Annotated in this window: 21 protein-coding genes; 11 read left to right on the forward strand and 10 right to left on the reverse strand. The window is 73.5% G+C overall.

Annotation, left to right across the window (positions count from 1 at the left end; genetic code table 11):
* Window positions 1-46 precede the first annotated feature (46 nt).
* From GA0070609_RS03795 to GA0070609_RS03805, 3 genes are all read left to right on the forward strand, one after another.
* Window positions 47-871, forward strand: coding sequence for a DedA family protein (locus GA0070609_RS03795; protein WP_088992510.1), 825 nt, complete (start codon window positions 47-49; stop codon window positions 869-871).
* Window positions 871-3,132, forward strand: coding sequence for an MMPL family transporter (locus GA0070609_RS03800; protein WP_088992511.1), 2,262 nt, complete (start codon window positions 871-873; stop codon window positions 3,130-3,132). The genes GA0070609_RS03795 and GA0070609_RS03800 overlap by 1 nt, the downstream gene beginning before the upstream one ends.
* Window positions 3,133-3,366: 234 nt before the next feature.
* A complete protein-coding gene (locus tag GA0070609_RS03805; protein WP_331716908.1) occupies window positions 3,367-3,648 on the forward strand; it encodes a protein-tyrosine phosphatase family protein in 282 nt (93 codons plus the stop codon).
* A 63-nt stretch (window positions 3,649-3,711) separates the two neighbouring features.
* On the opposite strand, the gene GA0070609_RS03810 is transcribed toward GA0070609_RS03805, so the two are convergent.
* Window positions 3,712-4,686 (reverse strand): DMT family transporter, encoded by a 975-nt coding sequence (locus tag GA0070609_RS03810; RefSeq protein ID WP_088992513.1) that lies wholly within the window; start codon window positions 4,684-4,686, stop codon window positions 3,712-3,714.
* 73 nt (window positions 4,687-4,759) lie between these two features.
* On the opposite strand from GA0070609_RS03810, the gene GA0070609_RS03815 reads away from it, so the two are divergent.
* Window positions 4,760-5,767, forward strand: a complete 1,008-nt coding sequence (locus GA0070609_RS03815) for a LysR family transcriptional regulator (protein ID WP_088992514.1) — start codon at window positions 4,760-4,762, stop codon at window positions 5,765-5,767.
* On the opposite strand, the gene GA0070609_RS03820 is transcribed toward GA0070609_RS03815, so the two are convergent.
* Window positions 5,675-6,406 (reverse strand): YdcF family protein, encoded by a 732-nt coding sequence (locus GA0070609_RS03820; protein WP_231928524.1) that lies wholly within the window; start codon window positions 6,404-6,406, stop codon window positions 5,675-5,677. The two genes, GA0070609_RS03815 and GA0070609_RS03820, sit on opposite strands and share 93 nt — an antisense overlap.
* A 126-nt stretch (window positions 6,407-6,532) precedes the next feature.
* Between GA0070609_RS03820 and GA0070609_RS03825 the strand changes: the two genes are divergently transcribed.
* The 3 genes from GA0070609_RS03825 (at window position 6,533) to GA0070609_RS03835 (ending at window position 9,058) form a co-directional block, all read left to right on the forward strand.
* Window positions 6,533-7,327 carry a class I SAM-dependent methyltransferase gene (locus tag GA0070609_RS03825; RefSeq protein WP_088992515.1) on the forward strand — a complete coding sequence of 265 codons (795 nt, stop codon included), beginning with the start codon at window positions 6,533-6,535 and terminating at the stop codon, window positions 7,325-7,327.
* Window positions 7,328-7,754: 427 nt separating this feature from the next.
* The gene (locus tag GA0070609_RS03830) at window positions 7,755-8,024 is read left to right on the forward strand and encodes a hypothetical protein (protein WP_088992516.1); all 270 of its coding nucleotides are present in this window, start codon (window positions 7,755-7,757) and stop codon (window positions 8,022-8,024) included.
* Window positions 8,024-9,058: a hypothetical protein gene (locus GA0070609_RS03835; protein ID WP_088992517.1), complete on the forward strand. Its 1,035-nt coding sequence runs from the start codon at window positions 8,024-8,026 to the stop codon at window positions 9,056-9,058. The genes GA0070609_RS03830 and GA0070609_RS03835 overlap by 1 nt, the downstream gene beginning before the upstream one ends.
* A 62-nt stretch (window positions 9,059-9,120) precedes the next feature.
* Here GA0070609_RS03835 and GA0070609_RS03840 read toward each other — a convergent pair whose 3' ends face one another.
* Window positions 9,121-9,651 carry an SRPBCC family protein gene (locus tag GA0070609_RS03840; RefSeq protein ID WP_088992518.1) on the reverse strand — a complete coding sequence of 177 codons (531 nt, stop codon included), beginning with the start codon at window positions 9,649-9,651 and terminating at the stop codon, window positions 9,121-9,123.
* Window positions 9,651-9,962, reverse strand: coding sequence for an ArsR/SmtB family transcription factor (locus tag GA0070609_RS03845; RefSeq protein WP_088992519.1), 312 nt, complete (start codon window positions 9,960-9,962; stop codon window positions 9,651-9,653). The genes GA0070609_RS03840 and GA0070609_RS03845 overlap by 1 nt, the downstream gene beginning before the upstream one ends.
* An 87-nt stretch (window positions 9,963-10,049) precedes the next feature.
* Here GA0070609_RS03845 and GA0070609_RS03850 point away from each other — a divergent pair, with 87 nt between their 5' ends.
* The gene (locus GA0070609_RS03850; RefSeq protein ID WP_088992520.1) at window positions 10,050-10,979 is read left to right on the forward strand and encodes an LLM class F420-dependent oxidoreductase; all 930 of its coding nucleotides are present in this window, start codon (window positions 10,050-10,052) and stop codon (window positions 10,977-10,979) included.
* 272 nt (window positions 10,980-11,251) lie between these two features.
* Here the strand turns inward: GA0070609_RS03850 and GA0070609_RS03855 are convergent, their stop codons facing one another.
* Entirely contained in the window at window positions 11,252-11,644 is a 393-nt protein-coding gene (locus tag GA0070609_RS03855; protein WP_088992521.1) for a hypothetical protein, read from the reverse strand.
* A gap of 119 nt (window positions 11,645-11,763) precedes the next feature.
* On the opposite strand from GA0070609_RS03855, the gene GA0070609_RS03860 reads away from it, so the two are divergent.
* Both GA0070609_RS03860 and GA0070609_RS03865 read left to right on the forward strand, forming a co-directional pair.
* Window positions 11,764-12,519 (forward strand): hypothetical protein, encoded by a 756-nt coding sequence (locus tag GA0070609_RS03860; RefSeq protein WP_088992522.1) that lies wholly within the window; start codon window positions 11,764-11,766, stop codon window positions 12,517-12,519.
* A 44-nt stretch (window positions 12,520-12,563) separates the two neighbouring features.
* A complete protein-coding gene (locus tag GA0070609_RS03865) occupies window positions 12,564-13,796 on the forward strand; it encodes an FAD-binding protein (RefSeq protein ID WP_088997473.1) in 1,233 nt (410 codons plus the stop codon).
* 79 nt (window positions 13,797-13,875) lie between these two features.
* Here GA0070609_RS03865 and GA0070609_RS03870 read toward each other — a convergent pair whose 3' ends face one another.
* Both GA0070609_RS03870 and GA0070609_RS03875 read right to left on the reverse strand, forming a co-directional pair.
* A complete protein-coding gene (locus GA0070609_RS03870) occupies window positions 13,876-15,012 on the reverse strand; it encodes a site-2 protease family protein (protein WP_088992523.1) in 1,137 nt (378 codons plus the stop codon).
* Between the two features lie 284 nt (window positions 15,013-15,296).
* Window positions 15,297-16,163 carry an SDR family NAD(P)-dependent oxidoreductase gene (locus GA0070609_RS03875; protein WP_088992524.1) on the reverse strand — a complete coding sequence of 289 codons (867 nt, stop codon included), beginning with the start codon at window positions 16,161-16,163 and terminating at the stop codon, window positions 15,297-15,299.
* A gap of 119 nt (window positions 16,164-16,282) precedes the next feature.
* Here GA0070609_RS03875 and GA0070609_RS03880 point away from each other — a divergent pair, with 119 nt between their 5' ends.
* Window positions 16,283-16,903, forward strand: a complete 621-nt coding sequence (locus tag GA0070609_RS03880; protein ID WP_088992525.1) for a TetR/AcrR family transcriptional regulator — start codon at window positions 16,283-16,285, stop codon at window positions 16,901-16,903.
* A 36-nt stretch (window positions 16,904-16,939) separates the two neighbouring features.
* Here GA0070609_RS03880 and GA0070609_RS03885 read toward each other — a convergent pair whose 3' ends face one another.
* The 3 genes from GA0070609_RS03885 to GA0070609_RS03895 all read right to left on the reverse strand — a co-directional run bounded on the left by GA0070609_RS03885 (window position 16,940) and on the right by GA0070609_RS03895 (window position 20,361).
* A complete protein-coding gene (locus tag GA0070609_RS03885) occupies window positions 16,940-17,794 on the reverse strand; it encodes an alpha/beta hydrolase (RefSeq protein WP_088992526.1) in 855 nt (284 codons plus the stop codon).
* A 129-nt stretch (window positions 17,795-17,923) separates the two neighbouring features.
* Entirely contained in the window at window positions 17,924-18,841 is a 918-nt protein-coding gene (locus GA0070609_RS03890; protein ID WP_231928525.1) for a L,D-transpeptidase, read from the reverse strand.
* Between the two features lie 71 nt (window positions 18,842-18,912).
* Window positions 18,913-20,361: an alpha-amylase gene (locus GA0070609_RS03895; protein WP_088992528.1), complete on the reverse strand. Its 1,449-nt coding sequence runs from the start codon at window positions 20,359-20,361 to the stop codon at window positions 18,913-18,915.
* Window positions 20,362-20,476: the final 115 nt, after the last annotated feature.

The following is a 20,476-nucleotide window of genomic DNA, read 5'->3' on the forward strand; positions in this document are numbered from 1 at the left end:
GTCGACCTCATGGTCCGGGCCGCGTCGGGTTCATAGCGTCATCGGCATGATTCGTACGTGGCAGGTGCCGATGCACGCTGGCCGGTTGGCCCAGGAATCCGATCCGCCCCAGGGTGGTCTGGTCGGGTTGGTGACCGACCTGACGGAGCGGCTCGGTGCCCCCGGCGCCGGCCTGGCCGTCGCCCTGGAGAACCTGTTCCCGCCGATTCCGAGCGAGGTGATCCTGCCGCTGGCGGGGTTCACCGCCAGCCAGGGCAGGATGAGCCTGCTCGCCGCGATCACCTGGACCACGATCGGTTCCGTGGTGGGCGCGGTGGCGCTGTACTACGTCGGCGTCGCGTTGGGACGGGACCGGGTCCGCGCGATCGCGGTGCGGCTGCCGCTGATGAAGCTGAGCGACATCGACCGGACTGAGGCGTGGTTCGCCCGCCACGGGGGCAAGACGGTCTTCTTCGGGCGGATGATCCCGATCTTCCGCAGTCTGATCTCCATTCCGGCCGGGGTGGAGCGGATGTCGATCGTTCCGTTCCTGCTCTACACCACGTTGGGCAGTCTGATCTGGAACACCGTGTTCGTGATGGCCGGCTACCTGCTCGGGGAGAACTGGCACGCCGTCGAGTCGTACGCGGGGGCGTTCCAGAAGGTCGTCATCGCGGTCTGCGCGCTCGCCGTGGGGTACTTCGTCGTCTCCCGCATGATCAAGATGCGCAGGCGATCGGCGACGGAGAGCGAACTGACGCCGAGCCAGCCCGAACCGTACCGGTCGGACAGCCGTGCCGATCGGCACGGGCACCTCGGCACCGACCACCCGGCCCACGTCGCACGCGGCACCAGGTACGGATCCCCGCGCTGGTCGGAGCGAGACCGATGATGCCGGGGACCGCGAACCCCGCACCGGTGGGGCGTCGCCGGCGGCAGGCCGTCCGCACGCCGTTCGCCACCCGGGTCGGCCGGTGGAGCGCCAACCATCCCTGGCTCGCGATCACCGCCTGGTTGTGTTTCGTGCTGGCCAGTGTGGTCGGTGGCAGCCTGGTCGGCACGGTGAAGGCCACCACCCAGGACAGCCTGCACGGGGAACTGGCCCGCGCGGACCGCATCGAGCGGGCCGGCGCGTTCCCGGAGGCTCCGGCGGCCGAGAGTGTCCTGATCACGGCGCGCAGCGGCGACCTCGATGTCCAGCGGGCCCTGGCTGTGGCGGCCGACCTGTCGGCGCGGATGCGCCCGCTGCCCGAGGTGGCGAAGGTGGCCGACCCGGTCACCTCGCCCAGTCGTGACGCGGTGCTGGTCGAGGTCGAGATGGCGGGTTCGGCGACCGACGCCGACGCACGGGTCGGATCGCTGCTGGAGGCCACGGGGCAGGCGCAGCAGCGGCATCCCGACCTGCGGGTGGAACAGGTCGGATCGGCGTCCCTGGGCAAGGCGCTGACCGAGACACTGGCGGCGGACTTCGTCAAGGCGGAGCTGATCAGCGTGCCGGTCGCGCTGGTGATCCTGCTGTTCAGCTTCGGCGCGTTGATCGCCGCCGGAGTGCCCGTCGTGCTGGCGTTGTCGGCCGTGGCCGGCGCCATAGGACTGTCCCAGTTCGCCTCGCACATCTTTCCGGCCGGGGAACTGGTCAGCAGCATCATCCTGCTGATCGGCATGGCCGTCGGTGTCGACTACTCGCTGTTCTACCTGCGGCGCGAACGGGAAGAGCGAGCCCGCGGGCGGGACCATCGCAGCGCGGTCGAGATCGCGGCCGCCACCTCGGGGCACGCGGTGCTGGTCTCCGGCGTCGCCGTCATGGTCGCCATGGCCAGCTTGTTCCTGGTCGGCGACAACACGTTCAGCTCGATGGCGACCGGCTCGATCCTGGTCGTCGGGGTGGCGGTGGTCGGCTCGCTGACCGTCCTGCCGGCGATCCTGGTCGTCCTCGGGCGTTGGGTGGACCGGCCGCGGGTGCCCTTCCTCGGCCGCCGGATCCAGCGGGCCGAGCGCAGCCGGTTCTGGTCGTTGGTCCTGCGACCGGCGCTGCGCGCGCCGCTGGTGACGTTCGTGCTCTCCGCCGGGGCGCTGGTGCTCCTCGCCGTGCCGGCACTGGAGATGAACCTCAAGCGGCCGACCACCACCGACCTGCCCCGCTCGATCCCGATCCTGGGCACCTACGACCGCCTGGCACAGGCGTTCCCGAGCAGCGAGCTGGGCACCAGCCATGTGGTGGCGGTCCGTACCGGCGTCGCGGACGGACCGGCGGTGGAGCAGGAACTCGCCGATCTTGCCACGCGGATCGAGGGCGACAGCCGGTTCGCCCAGGACCGCCCCCCGACGGTGCGCAGGTCCGCGGACGGCACCGTCTTCCTGGCCACCATCCGCGTGGCCGGGGCCAGCGACAGCAGCGAGGCGACGCAGTCGCTGCGCCGGCTGCGCAGCGAACTGCTGCCGGCCACGGTCGGCACCGTCCCGGACACGGAGTGGGCGGTGGCTGGCCGCACCGCGAGTGATGCCGACTTCCGCGACCGCATGGCGGCGGCGCTGCCGCCGGTCGTCGCGTTCGTGTTCGGCATGACGTTCCTGGTCATGCTCGCCACGTTCCGATCGGTGGTGGTGGCGTTGGTCTCCATCCTGCTCAACACCATCTCCGTGGCCGCCTCGTACGGACTGCTGGTGCTGGTGTTCCAGCACACCTGGGCCGAAGACCTGCTCGGGTTCACCTCCAACGGCGCGGTCGTGTCCTGGCTGCCGCTGATGCTGTTCGTCATCCTCTTCGGGCTCTCGATGGACTACCACGTGTTCGTGGTGAGCCGCATCCGCGAGGCGGTTCAGCGCGGCGTACCGACCCGGCAGGCGATCGAGCGGGGCATCGTCTCGTCGGCGTCCACGGTCAGCAGCGCCGCGATCATCATGGTGGCCGTCTTCTGCATCTTCGCCACCCTGTCGATCGTCGAGTTCAAGCAGCTCGGTGTCGGGCTCGCCGCCGCGATCCTGATCGACGCCACCATCATCCGCGCGGTCGTCCTGCCATCCGTCATGCGACTGCTCGGCGAAGCGAACTGGTGGGCCCCGCGATTCCTCGCCGGCCGCCACGGAGCCGATGCCACACCCGACATCAGCGACGCCGATACGCAGGTCATCACGCTTGCCGATGACCGGTAACGCGACCGCTGAGATCAAACCCCACACACCGAACCGAAAGGAGGACGGGCACGCCCACCCGCACGGGCGCGGCGGCCCTGACCACAGATGACCACCACCTGGGACCCCACAGCGCCGGGCGTGCTCCGACTGCCCTCCGGCCGACTTGTCCGCGGTCGTGCGCTCCGGCGCCCGCTTCCGCCCGGCGCGCAGCCCACGTTCGCGCTCTACCTCCTCGGCCGCCAGCCAACCCCGGTGGCATGGGAACATCGGTGGCTGCGCTGGCCCGACTTCCGGCTGCCGTCCGACCGCACGGCGACCGCCCACGCGTTACGCGAGGCCTGGGCTCGCGCCGTCGACGAACGCGTCGAGATCGCCTGCGGCGGTGGGAAAGGACGCACCGGCACCGCCCTCGCCTGCCTCGCGGTCCTCGACGGCGTGCCCAACGACCAGGCGGTCGCCTATGTCCGGCAGCACTACGCCGCGGGTGCCGTCGAGACGCCCTGGCAACGCCGTTTCGTCACCCGGTTCCGATAGGTGCGACCCGGTCCCGCTCCGGCTCGTGCGGGGGCCAGCCGGTAGCCAGGCGACCTCGCCTGGCTACCGGCGAACCCGCCACGGCTGGCCCGCGAGCTGGACGGGCGCGGCTGGGCCAGTGGCGTCCCGATCCTGGTTCCGAGCCGGTCGGACCTGCAGGACCGCGACCGACGACAGCACCAGCACGCCGCCGACGAGTTGGACAGCGCTCAGGGATTCGCCCAGGGTCAGCGCGGCCAGTCCGGTGGTGACCACCGGTTCGAAGGTGGACAGGATGGCGGCGGTCGACGGGCCGGTCCGCTTCAGGCCGGCGAAGAACGTGAGCATCGCCAGGACGGTGGAGACGACGGCGATGCAGGCCAGCCAGAACCATCCGGGCAGCCTGAAGTCGAGGTCGACCCCGCCGGTGAGCAGCGCACGCGCGCCGAGGGTGCCGGCGGCGCCGGACATCACCAGCGCGGACAGCACCACCGGCGGCAGCCGGTGCACGACGGTGTCGGCGACCAGGATGTAGCCGGTGTAGGTGATCGCGGCACCGAAGGCCAGCAGCGCCCCGAGGGGATGGAAGCTCACGCCGCCGGCCCCGAGGAGGACGAGCAGCGTTCCGCAGGACGCGGCCACCAGGGCGGCGCCGCGCCCGGGTGTCAGCCGGTCCCGGCCCAGCAGCACCGCCGCCACGGTGACCAGGACGGGGTAGGTGTAGAGGATCAGGGACAACAGCGACGCGTCCATCAGCTGCAGGGCCGAGAAGAACAGACTGGCCTGCGTGGCGTACCCGACGGCGCCCAGGCCGACGGCGGTGGCCAGCAGCCGGCGGCGTGCGGCCGCTGGGCGGTCGGCCGGCTCGCCGGGTGGTCCCGGTGCTTCTCGCCGTAGGTCGTGGCGGACGAGCAGGACCATCCCCAGCAGCGCGGCGGCCAGGCTGAAGCGCACCAGGAGCAGCGTCCCGGGCGATACGCCCGCCTGGTAGGCGAGCTTTCCGAAGATCGCCATGGCGCCGAAGCACGCCGCGGAGAGAAGACACAGAGCCGCACCCATGCGATTCAGCATTGGTTACCCGATTCATCAGGTCCAGTGACGATATATGGAGCTGACCCGTTAGCATTCCTGCATGGTCGCGCTGGATCTTCGCCGGCTCCGCTTCCTTCGGGAGTTCGAGGAGCGGGGCACCCTGGCCGCGGTCGCCGGGGCGCTCGGCTACAGCCCCTCCGCGGTGTCCCAGCAGTTGGCTCTCCTGGAACGGGAGGTCGGCACCCGGTTGTTCGAGAAGGCCGGGCGGGGCGTGCGGTTGACCGACGCCGGGCAGCTCCTGGCCCGGCACGCGCGGGTGCTGTTGTCGGCGGCCGAGGCGGCGGAGGCGGATCTGGCCGCGTTGAGCGGTGCGGTGCGGGGCACCGTGCGGGCCGGCGGCCTGCAGTCCGCCGCTCGCCGCCTGCTGGTGCCGGCCGTCGCCCGGTTGACGGTCGAGCACCCGCAGGTCCGCGCGGAGATCTCCGAGCTCGAACTGGAGCAGGCACTACCGGGCCTGCGGCTGGGCGCGGTCGACCTGATGATCGGCGACGAGTACGACGGTCATCCCCGGCCCCGGCCCGCCGGGTTGCGCTTCGCGGTCCTGCACGAGGAGCCGCTGAGGGTGGTCCTCCCCGCGGCCCACCCGCTGGCCAGGTCTGGCGGACCGGTCCCGATCGCCATGCTGCGATCCGAGGTCTGGGCCGCCTCCGACGAGGGGACCGGCCATCACGCCATGGTCGTCGGGACCTGCCGCTCCCTCGGCGGGTACGAGCCCGACCTGCGGCACCGCTCCAGCGACGCCGACGTACAACTCGAACTCGTCCGCGTCGCGGCGGCCGTCGCGTTGATGCCCCTGCTGACCCTGCCGGCCGACGACCCCGCGCTGGCCGTCCGCGACGTGGCCGAAGCCACCCTCGGGCGCCGCCTGGTCGTGGTCACCCGGGACAGTCCGCCGGCTCCCGCCCTGACCGCCCTGCTGGCCGCCGTGACCGACCAGGCGCGCCAGCTCGAACGATCAGGGTCCGAGTCGACGCCCGGACGCCGATCCAGGCGCTGCGCCGAGGAGGGTCGGGTGCTCGGTCCACAGCCACCGCAGGTACTGCCGTAGTTCCTCGGGGGTGGCCACCCACCCCTCGTCGGTGTAGGCGAGGATGCGTCGGACCTCACCCGGCACCAGGTCGTAGCCGGTCGCTGCGGTCTCCGGGACGGGGCGGTCCGGGGGCACGGCCACCGGCAGCGGAATCAGCGGGAGGCGAAGCCCGCCGCCGGTGAGGGCCTTGAGGACCGTGAGGTAGACGCGGGCCAGGTGGTACGGGGAGACGACGAGCGCCAGGCTGGTGATGCCGTACGCCCGGACCCGGTCGACGATCCACGCGGCCTGCAGGCCGGTGTTGGGGGCCGGCTCGGCCTGGAGGTGGACCCCGTCGGTGCGACGGAGGCCGAGGCCGCGCAGGTGGTCGAGGGTGAGCTCGGCGTACGTCTGTTCCGCCGGGTTGCCGTTCGCGACCAGGAGGTGGCGGACCCGGGGGTTGGCCTCCCAGTGCCGGATGGCGTGGGTGAGCCGCCAGTCCTCGCCCTGCCCGGTGGGGACGACGAGCGCGTCGACGTGCGCGGCGGCCGACTGGGGCAGGGTCAGGATCATCGTGAGGGCCTTCGCCACCGCCAGGAACTGGCCGGCGGTGCAGCCGGCGAAATCCTCGTCCGGCACGAGCCGGGGGGTCGCGGGGCGCGACGGCGAGACAGCCACCCGACGATGCTACGAAGCCGCGCCGCCCGCCGCTTGCCCGCCCGCGCCCGCCGCTCGCCGCCATCGGCCCGATGTCCGTAGGCGGGCCGGGGCGCGTAACGGCGGGGGGGGGCGTAGGGTGCCGGCATGGCGCGCGAGGTCTGGGCCGACGGCCAGGCATACGAGGCGTACGTGGGCCGGTGGAGCCGCCGGGTCGCCGAGGCGTTCGTCCGCTGGCTGGCCGTGCCACCCGGCCGGCGCTGGCTCGACGTGGGTTGCGGCACCGGCGCACTGACCTCGACGGTCCTGGGGCAGGCGGTCCCGGCGCAGGTCGTCGGCGTCGACGCGTCCCACGGGTTCGTGACCCACGCCCGGGCGCTGGTCGACGACCGGCGGGCCGCCTTCCAGGTCGGCGACGCCCGGGCGCTCCCGATGCCGGACCGCAGCGTCGATGTCGTGGTCAGCGGGCTGGCGCTGAACTTCGTGCCCGACCCGGCCCGCGCCGCGGCCGAGTTCGCCCGGGCGCTCCGGCCGGGCGGCGTGGCCGCCGCGTACGTCTGGGACTACGCCGAGGGCATGGCGATGATGCGGCACTTCTGGGACGCCGCCATCCGGCTCGACCCGGCGCTGGCCGACCTGGACGAGGCCCGCCGGTTCCCGATCTGCGCCCCGGAGCCGCTGCGGGCGCTCTGGGCGGATGCCGGGCTGACGGCGGTGTCGGTCCGGCCCATCGAGGTGCCCACGGTGTTCGCCGACTTCGACGAGTACTGGGCGCCGTTCCTCGGCGGTCAGGGCGCGGCACCGGCCTACCTGATGGCGCAGCCCGAGCGGCACCGCGCCGCGCTGCGCGAGGAACTGGCGGCCCGGGTGCCGACCGAGCCGGACGGGTCGATCCGGCTCACCGCCCGGGCCTGGGCCGTACGGGGCACGGCGGCCGGCTGATTCCTTGTTGGACGGCGGTCGGCTGGCCTTCCCGCGAATCGGCCGCGCCGCACCGGGCCCCCTGTCGCCGGCAGGGGGCCCGTCGGCGGTCGCCCCGGAGAGCGTGATGACTCAGCGGCATATTGATGACTCAGCGGTGTCACGGCTGTGCGCGACACGACCCGGGACGGCGACGCCGGTGCCGCCCCCCGTCCCGACCCGGCCGGCGGAGGACCGGGCGAACCGGCGTGGTGTCCGATAGCTGACAGGACGCCGGTGCCCCTCGCGCAGCACTGTTGTAGCAGGTCAGAGGCGTGCGGACGGCGGGCCACAGCGCATTCCTCCGGCCCGGTGGCGACGGCGGTGTCGCCACCGACCCCGCCGGCACCGCCCGGGCGTCCGAGCCGGTGCCCGCCCGCCGACACCGAGCAAGAGAGGAGGGGCCGGCATGGCCGCTCCCACCGCGACCGCAACCCTGAACGCGTCGACGTACTCGCCCGGCGACCAGATGACCCTGACCGTCGCCTACGGGGATGCCGACACCCGACCGTTGACCGTCACCGTCGTGGTCACCGACGCGCTGGGCAACAGCAGCGCCCCGGCCCGGGTCACCGCCGTCCTGGACCCGCTCACCGTGGCCGTCGCCGACGACTCCGGCCGCACCTGGACCCGGGTCTCGGACAACGGCTCGGTGGCCGTCTACCGGGCGGTGGCGTGATGCCCCGGGTGACCGTGACGGTGCGTGACTCGGCCGGGCGTACCGTCACCGCCACCGCCGCCTACTCCGTCGCCCCGCCGGTCCTCGGCGGCTACTACCTGTCCGGCGGAGCCGACCCGACGGCGGACATGGCGGGCGGCAACTTCCGCTCACTGACCCAGTACCGCAGCTTCGCCGACGGCTACACCTTCCCCGGCTACAACCGGCCCTGGCTGACCAACCTGGGCCGGGCGGCCGTCCAGATCAACATGGTGTTGGAGTTGAAGCACTACGGCGCGGCCGACGGCCCGCAGACCTTCACCGTGGACGGGGTCAGCTACACCGTGCCGGCGCCGGCGATGACCATGCAGCAGCGCCCGGGCACGACCTGGCCCAAGGCGTACGGCTACGGCCAGGTGCTCGCCGGGCAGTGCGACGGGCTCTTCGCCCGGGCGCTGTCGCAGTACCGCACGCTGGGCTTCGGGGTGAACATCCAGCTTGCCTCGGAACTGGACACCGACCACGAGTTCGGCACCACCGAGGCGGGCCGGGCGTACACCTGGGCGGAGTCGGACGCCCGCGCCGTGCAGGCGATGACCTACATCGTGAACTGGTTCAAGGCCCGCTCGCTGCCGGCCGGCACCACCTTCTCGGTCGGCCTGGGCGGCTTCGACCGGGCCTGCTTCCGGCGCACCCACCCGGAGGCGCTGATGGCGAGGCTGGACTTCCTGCAGTGGAACGTCTACGCCACCGCCCCCGAGCACACCGCGCTGGCCCGGTTCCGCCGCACCAAGGACTGGGCCGTTGCCGACCTCGGCCCGGTCGCGCTCTCCCGCCCGGTGGTCATCGCCGAGTGGGGGGTGCGGGTGGCGGAGATCCCCGACCAGGCGAAGTGGATCGCCACCGTGCCGGCCGCCATCGCGGCGCTCAACGCCGAGCGTGGGCCGCGGATCGTCCGGACCAACTACTTCAACTCCGGCTGGGGCACGCTGTCGCCCAAGGCGGCTGGGCTGGCCGCGCTGCGCGCCGCGTACGCGACCCGGCCGTACGTCTGAGCGCGCCGGCGGCGCCGGTCCGGCCCCGGCCCGGCGCCGCCCCGGTCAGCTCGGCGCCCGGCTCAGGCGTCGCCGAGCCGGGTGGCGTACGCGTCGCGCAGCTCGGCCCAGCCGAACTCCTTCGCCTCGGCGCCCCGGATCGCGCCGACCGGGTCGCCGTCGAGCAGGTGCTCGGCCACGTCCAGGCAGAGGTGCCAGCCGGCCGCCACCATCGGCGCGATCCCGCGCTCGGTGACGGTGTGCCGCAGGGTCAGCCGGCTGCCGGTGGCGGTGGGCGTCAGCTCCCAGCGCAGCAGGTCGTCGCCCCAGGTGTACTCGAGTAGGTGCGGTGGCTCGGCCCGGCGTACCGTCGCCGGGAGGTCCTCGGTGGTCTCGCCGTCGACCATGGTGAGCACGGCGGCGCCGGGGGAGCCGAGGTCGCGGTCGGCGAGGAACGGCGCCCACTCGCGCAGCCGCGCCGGATCGGTCAGGGCCGCCCACACCGCCTCCGGCGGGTGCCGCAGGTCGCGGACGAAGACCAGGGTCGCGCCGCCGTCAGCCGGCTCGGCGCGGACCTCGGCGGGTGGGCTGGGGCGGAAGCTGTCGCGTGGCATCACTGCTCCTGACGGTCGAGGTGTCGTTCCAGGGCGTCCAGGTGGGTCTCCCAGAGTTGCCGGTACGGGGCGAGCCAGTCGTCGACGGCCTGGAACGGGCGGACGTCGATCCGGTAGATGCGCTGCCGGGCCGCGGTGCGGCAGGCGACGAAGCCCGCCTCGCGGAGCACCCGCAGGTGCTTGGAGACGGCGGGCTGGCTGACCCCGAGGGTGTCCACCAGCTCGCCGACGCTGGACTCGGCCCGGCGGAGCCGGTCGAGGATGCGGCGCCGGGTCGGCTCGGCGAGGACGGTGAAGGCGTCGACGGACACCCCTTCAATATGCCCCGCTGGTTATATGACTGTCAAGGCATATGAGCCTTCCCGGCGGTGCCCGGGCCGGCTCCCTATGCTCGGGGCATGGAACTGCGGATCTTCACCGAACCCCAGCAGGGCGCCAGTTACGACGACCTGCTCGCCGTGGCCCGTTGCGCGGAGGAGACCGGCTACGCCGCGTTCTTCCGCTCCGACCACTACCTGAAGATGGGCTCGGTGAGCGGGGAACCGGGCCCGACGGACGCCTGGACCACCCTCGCCGGGCTGGCCCGGGACACCCGCCGGATCCGGCTCGGCACGCTGATGACCGCCGCCACCTTCCGGCTGCCCGGCCCGCTGGCGATCACCGTCGCCCAGGTGGACCAGATGAGCGGCGGCCGGGTCGAGCTGGGCATCGGCACCGGCTGGTTCGCCGAGGAGCACACCGCGTACGGCATCCCGTTCCCCTCGGTGGGCGAGCGGTTCGACCGGCTGGAGGAACAGCTCGCGGTCATCACCGGGCTCTGGGCGACCCCGCCGGGCAAGACGTTCGACTTCGCCGGCCGGTACTACCCGGTGACCGATTCGCCGGCGCTGCCGAAGCCGGTGCAGCAGCCGCGCCCGCCGATCCTGCTCGGCGGCATGGGGCCGAAGCGCACCCCGCGGCTGGCCGCCCGGTACGCCGACGAGTTCAACCTGCCGTTCGTCTCGGTCGAGGACACCGTCGCCCAGTTCGAGCGGGTACGCGCGGCCTGCGCCGAGGCGGGCCGGGACCCGGCGGAGCTGCGCTGGTCCAACGCCCTGGTGCTGTGCTGCGGCCGGGACGACGCCGAGGTGGCCCGCCGGGCCGCGGCGATCGGCCGGGAGCCGGACGAACTGCGCGCCAACGGCCTCGCCGGCACCCCCGCCGAGGTGGTCGACAAGATCGGCCGGTACGCGGCGGCCGGCAGTCAGCGGATCTACCTCCAGGTGCTCGACCTGGCCGACCTGGACCATCTGGAACTGGTCGCCGCCGAGGTGATGCCCCAGGTCTGAACCACGCCGCCCGCGCGGGCCGGCCACCAGCAGCGCCGCGCCGACCGGCGGCCGGTCGGTCGGCCTGACCCGGCTCGGCTCGGCCCGGCTCGGCCCGGCTCGGCCCGGCTCGGCCCGGCTCGGCCCGGCTCGGCCCGGCTCGGCCCGGCTCGGCCCGGCTCGGCCCGGCTCGGCCCGGCTCGGCCCGGCTCGGCCCGGCTCGGCCCGGCTCGGCCTGACCCGGCCGGGGTTGGCCCGGCCTGACCCGGCCGGGGTTGGCCCGGTTGACCGGGTCAGCGGGTCGGGTCGCGCAGCACGGTGTCCAGCCGGCCGTCGCGGTCCCGATCGATCAAGGTCACGTCCGGCAGCCCGTCGCCGTCCAGGTCGACCTGGACCACGTCCGCGACGCCGTCTCCGTCCAGGTCGGTGACCACCTCGACGGAGCCGTCCAGGTGCCGGGTGACGATCGAGCGCGCGCCGGCCCGGGGCGGCGGTCCGGGCGTCGGCACCGGCGTGGGGGCCGGCGGCGGCGCGGGGGTCGGCTTCGGCCCCGGGCCGGTCCCGGCCACCCGCCGGTACGCCTCGACCGGCCCGCTGGCCGGCTCGACGCCGCTGCCGGTCGGGTCGATCTCCTCCTCCGACGGGAAGACGTCGCCGCGTGGGGCGGGATCACGGTAGGTGCTCATCGGCGTAGGGTTCCCCGACGACGGCGGTGGTAACCGCTGGCCGATCGACCGGTGCTGGCGCCAGCCCGGTCGGCGCATGATGCAGACCGGAAACCACGGCCACGAACGGGGGGTACGACGTGGAACTGCATCGCAACCGGGGGGCGTTGGTGCTGCCCCTGGTCTGCGTACTGGGGGGTGCGGCGCTGCTGCTGTTCGCGCGCGACGGCGCCGTGCTGCACCGGATCGTCGGCGGGGGCGGCGTGCTGCTCGGCGGCGTGGTGCTGGCCGGGCTGCTGCGCCCGTTCCGGTTCGCCATCGGCGCCGACGGGCTGACCGTACGGCTGCCGAAGCTGCGCCGGCTGATCCGCTGGCCCGAGATCGACGCGCTGGCGCTGGACCAGCCGCCCGCCGAGCAGGGCCGTCCCGCCTCGCCCCGGCTGCTGCTGGTGCCCGCCCCGGGAGTCGACCTCGGCCTGCCGGCCACCGGGCACCACCCGCGCGACGGACGGGCCGCTGTCGAACTGCTCGACCTGGATCGGGTCCGGGAGAAGCCCGCGGAGATCGCGGCGGCCCTGACCCGGCACGGCGGGGACCGCTTCGTCGACGTGCTCGGGCTGCGCCAGGCCGCCTTCGACACCTCCGACTTCACCGTCGGCCTGCGTGGCTACCAGCCCGACCGGGTCGACGCGCTGATCCGGCGCGGCCAGGACGCCCTGGTCTGGGGCGGCACGCTGGAGCGGCAGGCGGCCCGCTCGGAGATCGAGCGGACCCGGGCCGAGGGCCTGCCGGTCGCCGGTCGCGGCTACAACACGACGCAGGTCGACGCGGCCCTGGCCAGGTTGAGCGGCGCGTTGACCGGCGACCCGTCCACCGACCGGAGGCCGACCACGTGACCCGCCCCGACGCACCGGCCGCCGCCGAGCGGCCCGCCGACGGGGTGCCGCGCCGCAACTGGGCGGGCAACGTGCACTACGCCGCCCGCCGGTTCCACCGACCCGAAACGATGGACGAGCTGCGCCGGCTGGTCGCCGGCAGCGACCGGATCCGGGCGGTCGGCACTGGGCACTCCTTCAACCGCCTCGGCGACACCGGCGGCGACCTGGTCTCGCTGGCCGGCCTGCCGCCGAGCGTACGGCTGGACCCGCAGCGGCGGACCGTGACCGTGCCGGCGGCGATGCGGTACGGGGACCTCGCCACCTTCCTGCACGAGCAGGGGTACGCGCTGGCCAACCTCGCCTCGCTGCCGCATATCTCGGTGGCCGGCGCGGTCGCCACCGGCACCCACGGCTCCGGCCCGACGAACGGCAACCTGGCCACCGCGGTCGCCGGGCTGGAACTGGTCACCGCCGACGGTGACCTGCTGACCGTGGACCGGGCCAGCGACAGCTTCGCCGGGATGGTGGTGGGGCTGGGCGCGCTCGGCGTGGTCACCCGGCTCACCCTGGACGTGGTGCCCACTTTCGACCTGCGCCAGTACGTCCGGCTCGACCTGCCCCGGGAGGCGCTGGACGCGGCCTTCGACTCGGCGTACAGCGTCAGCGTCTTCACCGACTGGCGCTCGCCGCGGCTGCGGGAGGTCTGGCGCAAGCAGCGCGCGGACCAGCCACCGCCCCCGGCGGACTGGCTCGGTACGACGGCGGCCGACCGGCCCCGGCACCCGGTGCCCGGCATGCCGGCGGAGAACTGCACCGCGCAGCTCGGCGAGCCCGGCCCGTGGCACGAGCGGCTGCCGCACTTCCGGCTCGGCTTCACCCCGAGCAGCGGGGAGGAGTTGCAGTCGGAGTACCACCTGCCGCGCGCGGCGGCGGCCGAGGCGCTGGCCGCGCTGGACGGCGTGGCCCACCTGATCGCCCCGGTGCTCCAGGTCTGCGAGCTGCGGACGGTGGCCGCCGACGACCTGTGGCTCAGCCCGAACCAGGGCCGGGACAGCCTCGCCGTGCACTTCACCTGGATCGCCGACGCGGCGGCGGTGCTGCCGGTGGTGGCGGCGGTGGAGGAGCGGCTCGCCCCGTTCGCGCCCCGCCCCCACTGGGGCAAGGTGTTCGGGCTGGCTCCGGACGCCGTCGCCGCCACCTACCCCCGGTACGCCGACTTCACCGCCCTCCTACGCCGCCTAGACCCCCACGCCAAATTCCACACCGACCTGCTGGCCCGCTACTTCCCCCGCTGAGCGGGCTCCATGATCGTCTGCTGCTGGGCAGGTCGCCGGCGGGCCGACGGCCCTGCCCAGCGACAGACGATCAAGAAGGTCAGTGGCGGGCGAGGTCGTCGCGCATGCTGCCGCGCTGGACGGCGCGGCTGATGTCGCTGGGGGAGATGATGCCGACCAGGCGGCCCTCGGTGACCACCAGCGCCCGGCCGTCCGCGCACTCGCTGAGCCGCGGCAGCAGGTCGTTGAGCTGCTCGTCGGGGGAGGCGAGCACCAGCTCGTCGGCCCGGCAGGAGACCTCGGCCAGCGTGGTGCCGGGCCGCCGGTCCGCCGGGATGCCGCGTACCCGGTCGAGGGTGACCAGCCCGACCGGCCGGCCGTCCTCGGTCAGCGGCAGCGCCGAATGCCGGTACGCGAAGAGGTAGTGGTCCACGAAGTCGGCCACCGTCATCTGTCCCGACGCGGTCTGCGGCTGCGGGGTCATCACGTCGGCCACCCGGATTCCGCGCAGCGCGCTGCCCAGCCGGGCCTGCCGCTCCTCCATCCCGGCCGCGCCGATCAGGAACCAGCCGATCAGGGCCAGCCAGAGCCCGCCGAAGCCGACGCCGGCCAGGAACTGCCACAGCCCCAGGCCGATCAGCAGCGCGCCGAGCACCCAGCCTGCCCGGGCGGCCACCACCGACGCCTTCGTCCGGTCGCCGGTGGCCTTCCAGACCGCCGCCCGCAGCAGCCGCCCGCCGTCCAGCGGTGCGGCCGGCAGCACGTTGAACACGGCCAACAGCACGTTGATGCCGGCCAGCCAGGCCATCACGCCTAGCAGCAGACCGTCCTCGCCGGCCAGGGCGAGCAGTACGGCGATGGCCCCGAAGAAGAGCCCGATCACCAGGCTGACCAGCGGGCCGACTCCGGAGATGCGCAGCTCGGCGCCGGGGTCCTTCGCCTCGCCCTTCAGCTCGGCCACCCCGCCGAAGAGCCAGAGCGTGATCCCCTCGACGGCCAGGCCGTTGCGCTTGGCCACGATCGCGTGGGACACCTCGTGGGCGAGCAGGCCGAGGAAGAAGACCACCGCGGCGGCCAGCCCGGCCAGCACGTACGCGGCCACCGACTCGCCGGGGTAGGCCCGGGGGAACTGGTTGGCCGACAGCCCCCAGGCGATCAGCGCGAAGATGACCAGGACGCTCCAGTTGACCCCGACGGGTACGCCCGCGATCCGGCCAAGCCGGAAGCTCGCCCTCATGGTCCCGTGATACCCCCGCATCCCGTCCGCATGCCAGAAACCGGACCGGGGTGGCCGAACCGCAACCGCGCGCGCCGCCCGGGTCGCCCACCGCCCACCGGCCACCGGCCGCCACGCCGCGCTACCGTCCGCCACGGCCGGTGGCCGGCGACCACCGGCCACGGGGAGACACCACCACGCGGAGGTGTGATACCTCTGAGTCATCAATATGACTCAGAGGTATCACGCTCTCCCGCTATCCATCGCCCGTCGCGGCATCGGCCAGGCGACTGGCTGCGGCGCTGTCAGCTCAGCTCGGCGCGCGGGTCCGGGACCGCCTTCTCGGCGGCGCGGCTCACCTCTTCCCACTCGGCCCAGGTCGCCAGGCGTCGCTGGGTGATGTCGAAGGCGACGTCGTAGACCATGCTGCCGAGCAGGAGCCGCAGCGGCGGCTTGTCGCTGGCGACCAGCTTCATGAGGGCTTCGGCGGCCAGCCGGGGTTCGCTGTCGATGGATCCCTCGGCCCACTGCTTGGCGAGTTCCTCGCGCAGCGGGTCGTAGGCGGGGTGGGGGGTGGTGGCGGTGCTGCTGGTGTAGAGGTCGGTCCAGTAGCCGCCGGGCTGGACGATGGTGACCTTGACGCCGAACGAGGCGGCCTCGGCGGCGAGGGCTTCGCTCATGCCTTCGAGGGCGAACTTGCTGGCGCTGTAGAGGCCGGTGCTGGGGAAGCCGCCGAGCGCCCCGATGCTGGAGATCTGTACGAGGTGTCCGCTGCCCTGGGCGCGCAGGTGCGGCAGGACTGCCTGGCTGACCCAGAGGGCGCCGAAGAAGTTGAGTTCCATCTGGGCGCGGGCCTGCTCTTCGGTGAATTCCTCCACCATGCCGGCGAACAGGGCCCCGGCGTTGTTGACGACGATGTCGAGCCGGCCGAAGTGCCGGACCGCCTTGGCGACGGCGTCGACGACCGCTGGGCGGTCGGTGACGTCGAGGCGCAGGGCGAGCAGGCGGCCGGGGTGCCGGGTGGCGAGGTCGTCCAGCGGCGCGACGTCGCGGGCCGCGCCGACGACGCGGTCACCGGCGGCGAGGGCCGCCTCGGCGAACGCGCGGCCGAGGCCACGGCTCGCGCCGGTGATGAACCAGACCCGGGGTGCGGCGGTGCCTGAGGCCTCCATGGGGAACTCCCTCCATTGCGAGACGAACCGTCTCGTCTCGGTTGCGAGGATGACAATACCCGGCCGCATCGGGATGTCAAGACGGACCGTCTCGTCTCTCTTGCTGCTACATTCGGCCCGTGCCCACGCAGAAGGTCGCTCCCGACTCCAGCCGTCGCAGCCAGTCCGCGCGGCGGGCCATCCTCACCGCCGCCCTCGACCTGGCCAGCGAGCTGGGGTACGCGAAGCTCAGCATCGAGGGCATCGCCTCCGCCGCCGGCGTGGGCAAGCAGACGATCTACCGCTGGTGGCCGTCGAAGGGGGCGCTGCTGTTCGACGCCTTCCTCACGCTCACCACGGAGGGCCAGGACGTTGGCGAGGCGGCCCTACCCGACACCGGCGACCTGGCGGCCGACCTGAAGACGGTGCTGCGGGCCACCGTCGAGGAACTCAACGATCCCCGTTACGACCTGCCGATGCGGGCCCTGCACATCGAGGTCGTGCACGACCCCGCCCTGGCCGCCGCCTACCAGGAGCGGCTGGACGGCCCTCTGCGGGAGCTGAAGAAGGAGCGCCTGCGCGCCGCCCGGCGGGCCGGGCAACTGGCCGAGGACGTCGACCTCGACGTGGCCGTGGACCTGCTGTTCGGCCCGATCCTGAACCGGTGGCTGCAACGCACCGGCCCGCTCACCGCCGAGTACGTCGACCAGGTGGTGGACACGGCGCTGCGCGGGCTCCGGCCGACGCCGCCCGCCGGATAGTCGCCGCGCGGGCCGGCTGCCCGCGGCGGCGACGGATCACCGGCGGGGCGTCTCGCTGGCGACCGTCTGCTCGCGGGGCAGCGCGGCGGCCCGCAGCGCCCAGTCCAGCGCGTAGTCGGCGACCTGCTCCCAACCGGGCTGCCCCACGGTGAAGTGCGAGCGGCCGCGGAACTCGTGGTACGCGGTCAGCGCCCGCGACTTCTGGTACAACGCCGCGTTGGAACGGACCACGGTGGGCGGCACCACGTGGTCGGCCCCGCCGGCGATCAGCAGCAGCGGCGCCCGGTCGGTACGGCGGGTGTCCACCTCGGCCGGGGACTTCGGGTCGAGGTTGGCGAACGCCCCTTCGAAGAGCACCCGCCCGGCGCCGGGCACCGCGTACCGCTGCCAGGCCCGGTCGGAGTCCTCCCGGCTGAGGGTGTTGCCGAAGGCGTAGTGGAAGTCGTCGGGCGTGAACGGCACCGCCCGGTTCCGGTTGGCCGGGTTGTGCAGGATGGAGAAGGCCGAGCGCAGGGTGCTCAACGGCAACTTGAGCACGCCCTTCACCGCGGCCGGGTGGATGCCCACCGCCGCCGCCCCGAGCCCCCGGTCGACCAGCACCTGGGTGATCAGACCGCCGAACGAGTGCCCCATGATGATCGGTGCGGCGGGCAGTGCCCGGATGATCCGGTCGTAGTGGTCGACGATCTCGGCGATGCGTTGCTGGGCGATCGGGGTGGGATCCTCCCGCAACTGCTCGACGTCACCCTCCATGCCGGGCCAGGACGGGGTCACCACCCGCAACCCGCGTCCGGCGAACCGGGTGGCCCACCGCTCCCAACTGCGCGACGTCATCCAGAGGCCGTGGATGAGCACGACCGTGTCGACCGGTCCCTGCGGCGCGCTGGCCATGGAACCCTCCCCGGTGTCGTGGCGTCCGGACCGGTGGTTACCCGCCCGACCGGCGGGGATTCCCCGACCCGCCCGGCCAGCGCCGCAGCGCGGTCGCCGTCGACGGGTCGAGCGCCGGCGGGCGGCGGGTCAGGCGGTCGGCGGTGGGGCGGGCAGTTCGTCGACCACCACCACGGCGCTGCCGGTCCGCACCTCCGCCAGCAGCTCGCGCTGGCCGCTGCGGGTCAGCCGGATGCAGCCGTTCGTGGTGTTCCGGCCCAGCTCGCCGTCGTGGTACCAGCTGTGCAGGCCGATGTGCGCCCCGCGCAGGCTGGCCGGCACCGAGTTCGGGTCGTCGGGCACCGCGCCGAGGGCGAAGATGTCCACCCCGCCGTACACCTGCTGCGGAGGTGGGGTGCGGCCGAGGATGAAGGTCCGGCCCAGCGGCGTCTCCTGCCCCCGCTGGCCGAGGCTGACCTCCCAGGACCGGACCGCCCGCCCGGCGCGGTACCAGGTGATCCGGTGCGCCCGGCGCTCCACCACGAGCTGGTCGCGCAGCTCCACCGTGCTGAAGCCGCCGGGCGGCAGCCAGGCGAGCCGGCGGTTCGCCGACGGGAGCAGCACGGCCGTCCAGCCGGCGCGGCGCTCGGCGATCGGCATGGTCAGCTCGACACCGCGGATGGTGGGGGCGAGGAAGGCCAACGGGCGGCCGCCGGGCGCGTCGTACGCGGCGATCCGGCGGGTCGGGTGCAGTCCCTCGGTCAGCGGGGTGACGTCCGAGGCGTCCGGGTCGGCGGGGAAGCCGCGGGGCGCCGGGTCGTAGTCGACCACCGGCAGGTCGTCCGGCGCGGGCGCCGCGGCCGGCACGGTCTCCTCGGGCGTCGGGCTCGGCGCGGGGGCGGTGGGCTCCGGTTCGTCCGGGGCGGCCGCCTGCTCGACCGGCGGCGGCACGGGTTCGGGGGTGAGCGCCCAGCCGGTCGCCCCGGCCGTCGCCAGCAGCGCGGACACTCCGACGGCGGTGGCCACCCGGCGGAGCCAGCGGTACGCGTTCATTCGGTCAAACGGCACAAAGAGACTGTAATGGCAGGACCCCCGTCAAGCCGGTAAATCGGCCGGACGGGGGTCCCGGGGGTGGGGGGTCAGCTCAGCCGCGCGCCGACGTGGATGGCGACCGCGTCGTGGGCGGGGATGTTGGCGGCGAACCAGCCGTTGCCGTCCACGGTGATCACCGGCCCGCTGCACGAGCCGTTGCTGAACGTGCCGTGGATGACGTCGCAGTACCGGCCGGCGGGCAGCCCGGCGTGGTACGACCGGCCGGTGATCGCGTGGTCCTCGTCGTTCACCGTGAGGTAGCCCTTGCCGGTTCGGCTGAACGCGATGTGGTTGTTGCCGTTGTCGTACCAGTTGGCGACCGCGGCGCCCTCGGTGGCGTTGCGGAAGCCGACCATGTTGGCGATCACCGGCCAGCGGTGCTCGCACTCCCAGCCGGAGTAGCAGGTCACGTCGAGGGTCCGGCCGGAGCCGTCCTGCGGCGGGCCCTGGTCGCGCTGGCTGAAGGTGTAGCTGGACATCACCGTCGGCGAGCCGTACGGCCAGGCCAGCATGAACGCGTTGGCCAGCGCGTAGCTGCCCCGGTCGCGGTAGGTCAGCACCCCGCCGACGTCGCGCTGGGTGTCGTGGTTGTCCACGAAGACCGCCGCCACGCCGCCGGGCAGGTGCCCCCAGCCCTCACCGAAGTTGCGCAGGTAGGCGAGCCGCTCGGAGCGGAACACCCGGGCCAGGTCCTTGCCGTAGCGGAACTCGTGCACGTCGCCGTTGCCGGTGTACTCGCCCGGCTGGATCGGCTCGCCGGCGCCGTGGATCACCTCCTGCACCAGGTACGCCGGCCGGGAGAGCCGGCTGCGCAGCGCCGCGATGTCGGCGGCCGGCATGTGCTTGCTGGCGTCCATCCGGAAGCCGTCGACGCCGAGCGAGAGCAGGTCGTTCAGGTAGCCGGCGAGCCGGCCGCGGACGTAGTCCGACTCGGTCTTCAGGTCGGCGAGGTTGACCAGTTCGCAGTTCTGCACCTCCCACCGGTCGCCGTAGTTGGCGATGTCGTCGCCGCCGTTGCGACCGCAGTGGTGGAAGTCCTGGTACTGGTATATGCCCGGGTAGTCGTAGTGCCCGTACGACGAGCCGGCCCAGCCGGTGCCGCCGTTGTCCTGCCCGGACATGTGGTTGACGACCGCGTCCACGATCACCTTGACGCCGGCCGCGTGGCAGGCGTCCACCATGGCCTTGAACTGGGCGCGGGTGCCCTTGCGGGACTCGATCCGGTAGTTGACCGGCTGGTACGCCAGCCACCACTGGGAGCCGCGGACGTGTTCCTGCGGCGGGGAGACCTGGACCCAGCCGTAGCCCTTCGGGCCCAGCGTGGTCCGGCACTCGTTGGCCACCGAGGTCCAGTTCCACTCGAAGAGCTGGACGATCACCTTCTTGGCGCCGGCCGGGGCCGCGACGGCCGGGGGTGCCGTCACGGTGGTCGGCACGAGCACGCTCGCGATCACACCGAGGGCGAGCAGCGCCGAATGCCATCGACGTCGATGCATCGGAACTCCTGACGGGGGTGCGGGGGACGGGGTGGTGGTGCGGGGGAGGCTCTCAGCTGCCCGAATCTTGCAATCGAGGCTGAAAGATTTCGGAAAGATTACAAGCGCATTGCAG

This window comes from Micromonospora echinaurantiaca (assembly GCF_900090235.1).
GTDB lineage: Bacteria > Actinomycetota > Actinomycetes > Mycobacteriales > Micromonosporaceae > Micromonospora > Micromonospora echinaurantiaca.

Excerpts from the sequence above, each read along its gene's own strand:
- GA0070609_RS03795 (WP_088992510.1), top strand. The coding sequence starts at position 47 with ATGATTCGTACGTGGCAGGTGCCGATGCACGCTGGCCGGTTGGCCCAG.
- GA0070609_RS03800 (WP_088992511.1), top strand. The coding sequence starts at position 871 with ATGCCGGGGACCGCGAACCCCGCACCGGTGGGGCGTCGCCGGCGGCAG.
- GA0070609_RS03810 (WP_088992513.1), bottom strand. The coding sequence starts at position 4,686 with ATGGGTGCGGCTCTGTGTCTTCTCTCCGCGGCGTGCTTCGGCGCCATG.
- GA0070609_RS03815 (WP_088992514.1), top strand. The coding sequence starts at position 4,760 with ATGGTCGCGCTGGATCTTCGCCGGCTCCGCTTCCTTCGGGAGTTCGAG.
- GA0070609_RS03825 (WP_088992515.1), top strand. The coding sequence starts at position 6,533 with ATGGCGCGCGAGGTCTGGGCCGACGGCCAGGCATACGAGGCGTACGTG.
- GA0070609_RS03830 (WP_088992516.1), top strand. The coding sequence starts at position 7,755 with ATGGCCGCTCCCACCGCGACCGCAACCCTGAACGCGTCGACGTACTCG.
- GA0070609_RS03835 (WP_088992517.1), top strand. The coding sequence starts at position 8,024 with ATGCCCCGGGTGACCGTGACGGTGCGTGACTCGGCCGGGCGTACCGTC.
- GA0070609_RS03840 (WP_088992518.1), bottom strand. The coding sequence starts at position 9,651 with ATGCCACGCGACAGCTTCCGCCCCAGCCCACCCGCCGAGGTCCGCGCC.
- GA0070609_RS03850 (WP_088992520.1), top strand. The coding sequence starts at position 10,050 with ATGGAACTGCGGATCTTCACCGAACCCCAGCAGGGCGCCAGTTACGAC.
- GA0070609_RS03855 (WP_088992521.1), bottom strand. The coding sequence starts at position 11,644 with ATGAGCACCTACCGTGATCCCGCCCCACGCGGCGACGTCTTCCCGTCG.
- GA0070609_RS03870 (WP_088992523.1), bottom strand. The coding sequence starts at position 15,012 with ATGAGGGCGAGCTTCCGGCTTGGCCGGATCGCGGGCGTACCCGTCGGG.
- GA0070609_RS03875 (WP_088992524.1), bottom strand. The coding sequence starts at position 16,163 with ATGGAGGCCTCAGGCACCGCCGCACCCCGGGTCTGGTTCATCACCGGC.
- GA0070609_RS03885 (WP_088992526.1), bottom strand. The coding sequence starts at position 17,794 with ATGGCCAGCGCGCCGCAGGGACCGGTCGACACGGTCGTGCTCATCCAC.
- GA0070609_RS03895 (WP_088992528.1), bottom strand. The coding sequence starts at position 20,361 with ATGCATCGACGTCGATGGCATTCGGCGCTGCTCGCCCTCGGTGTGATC.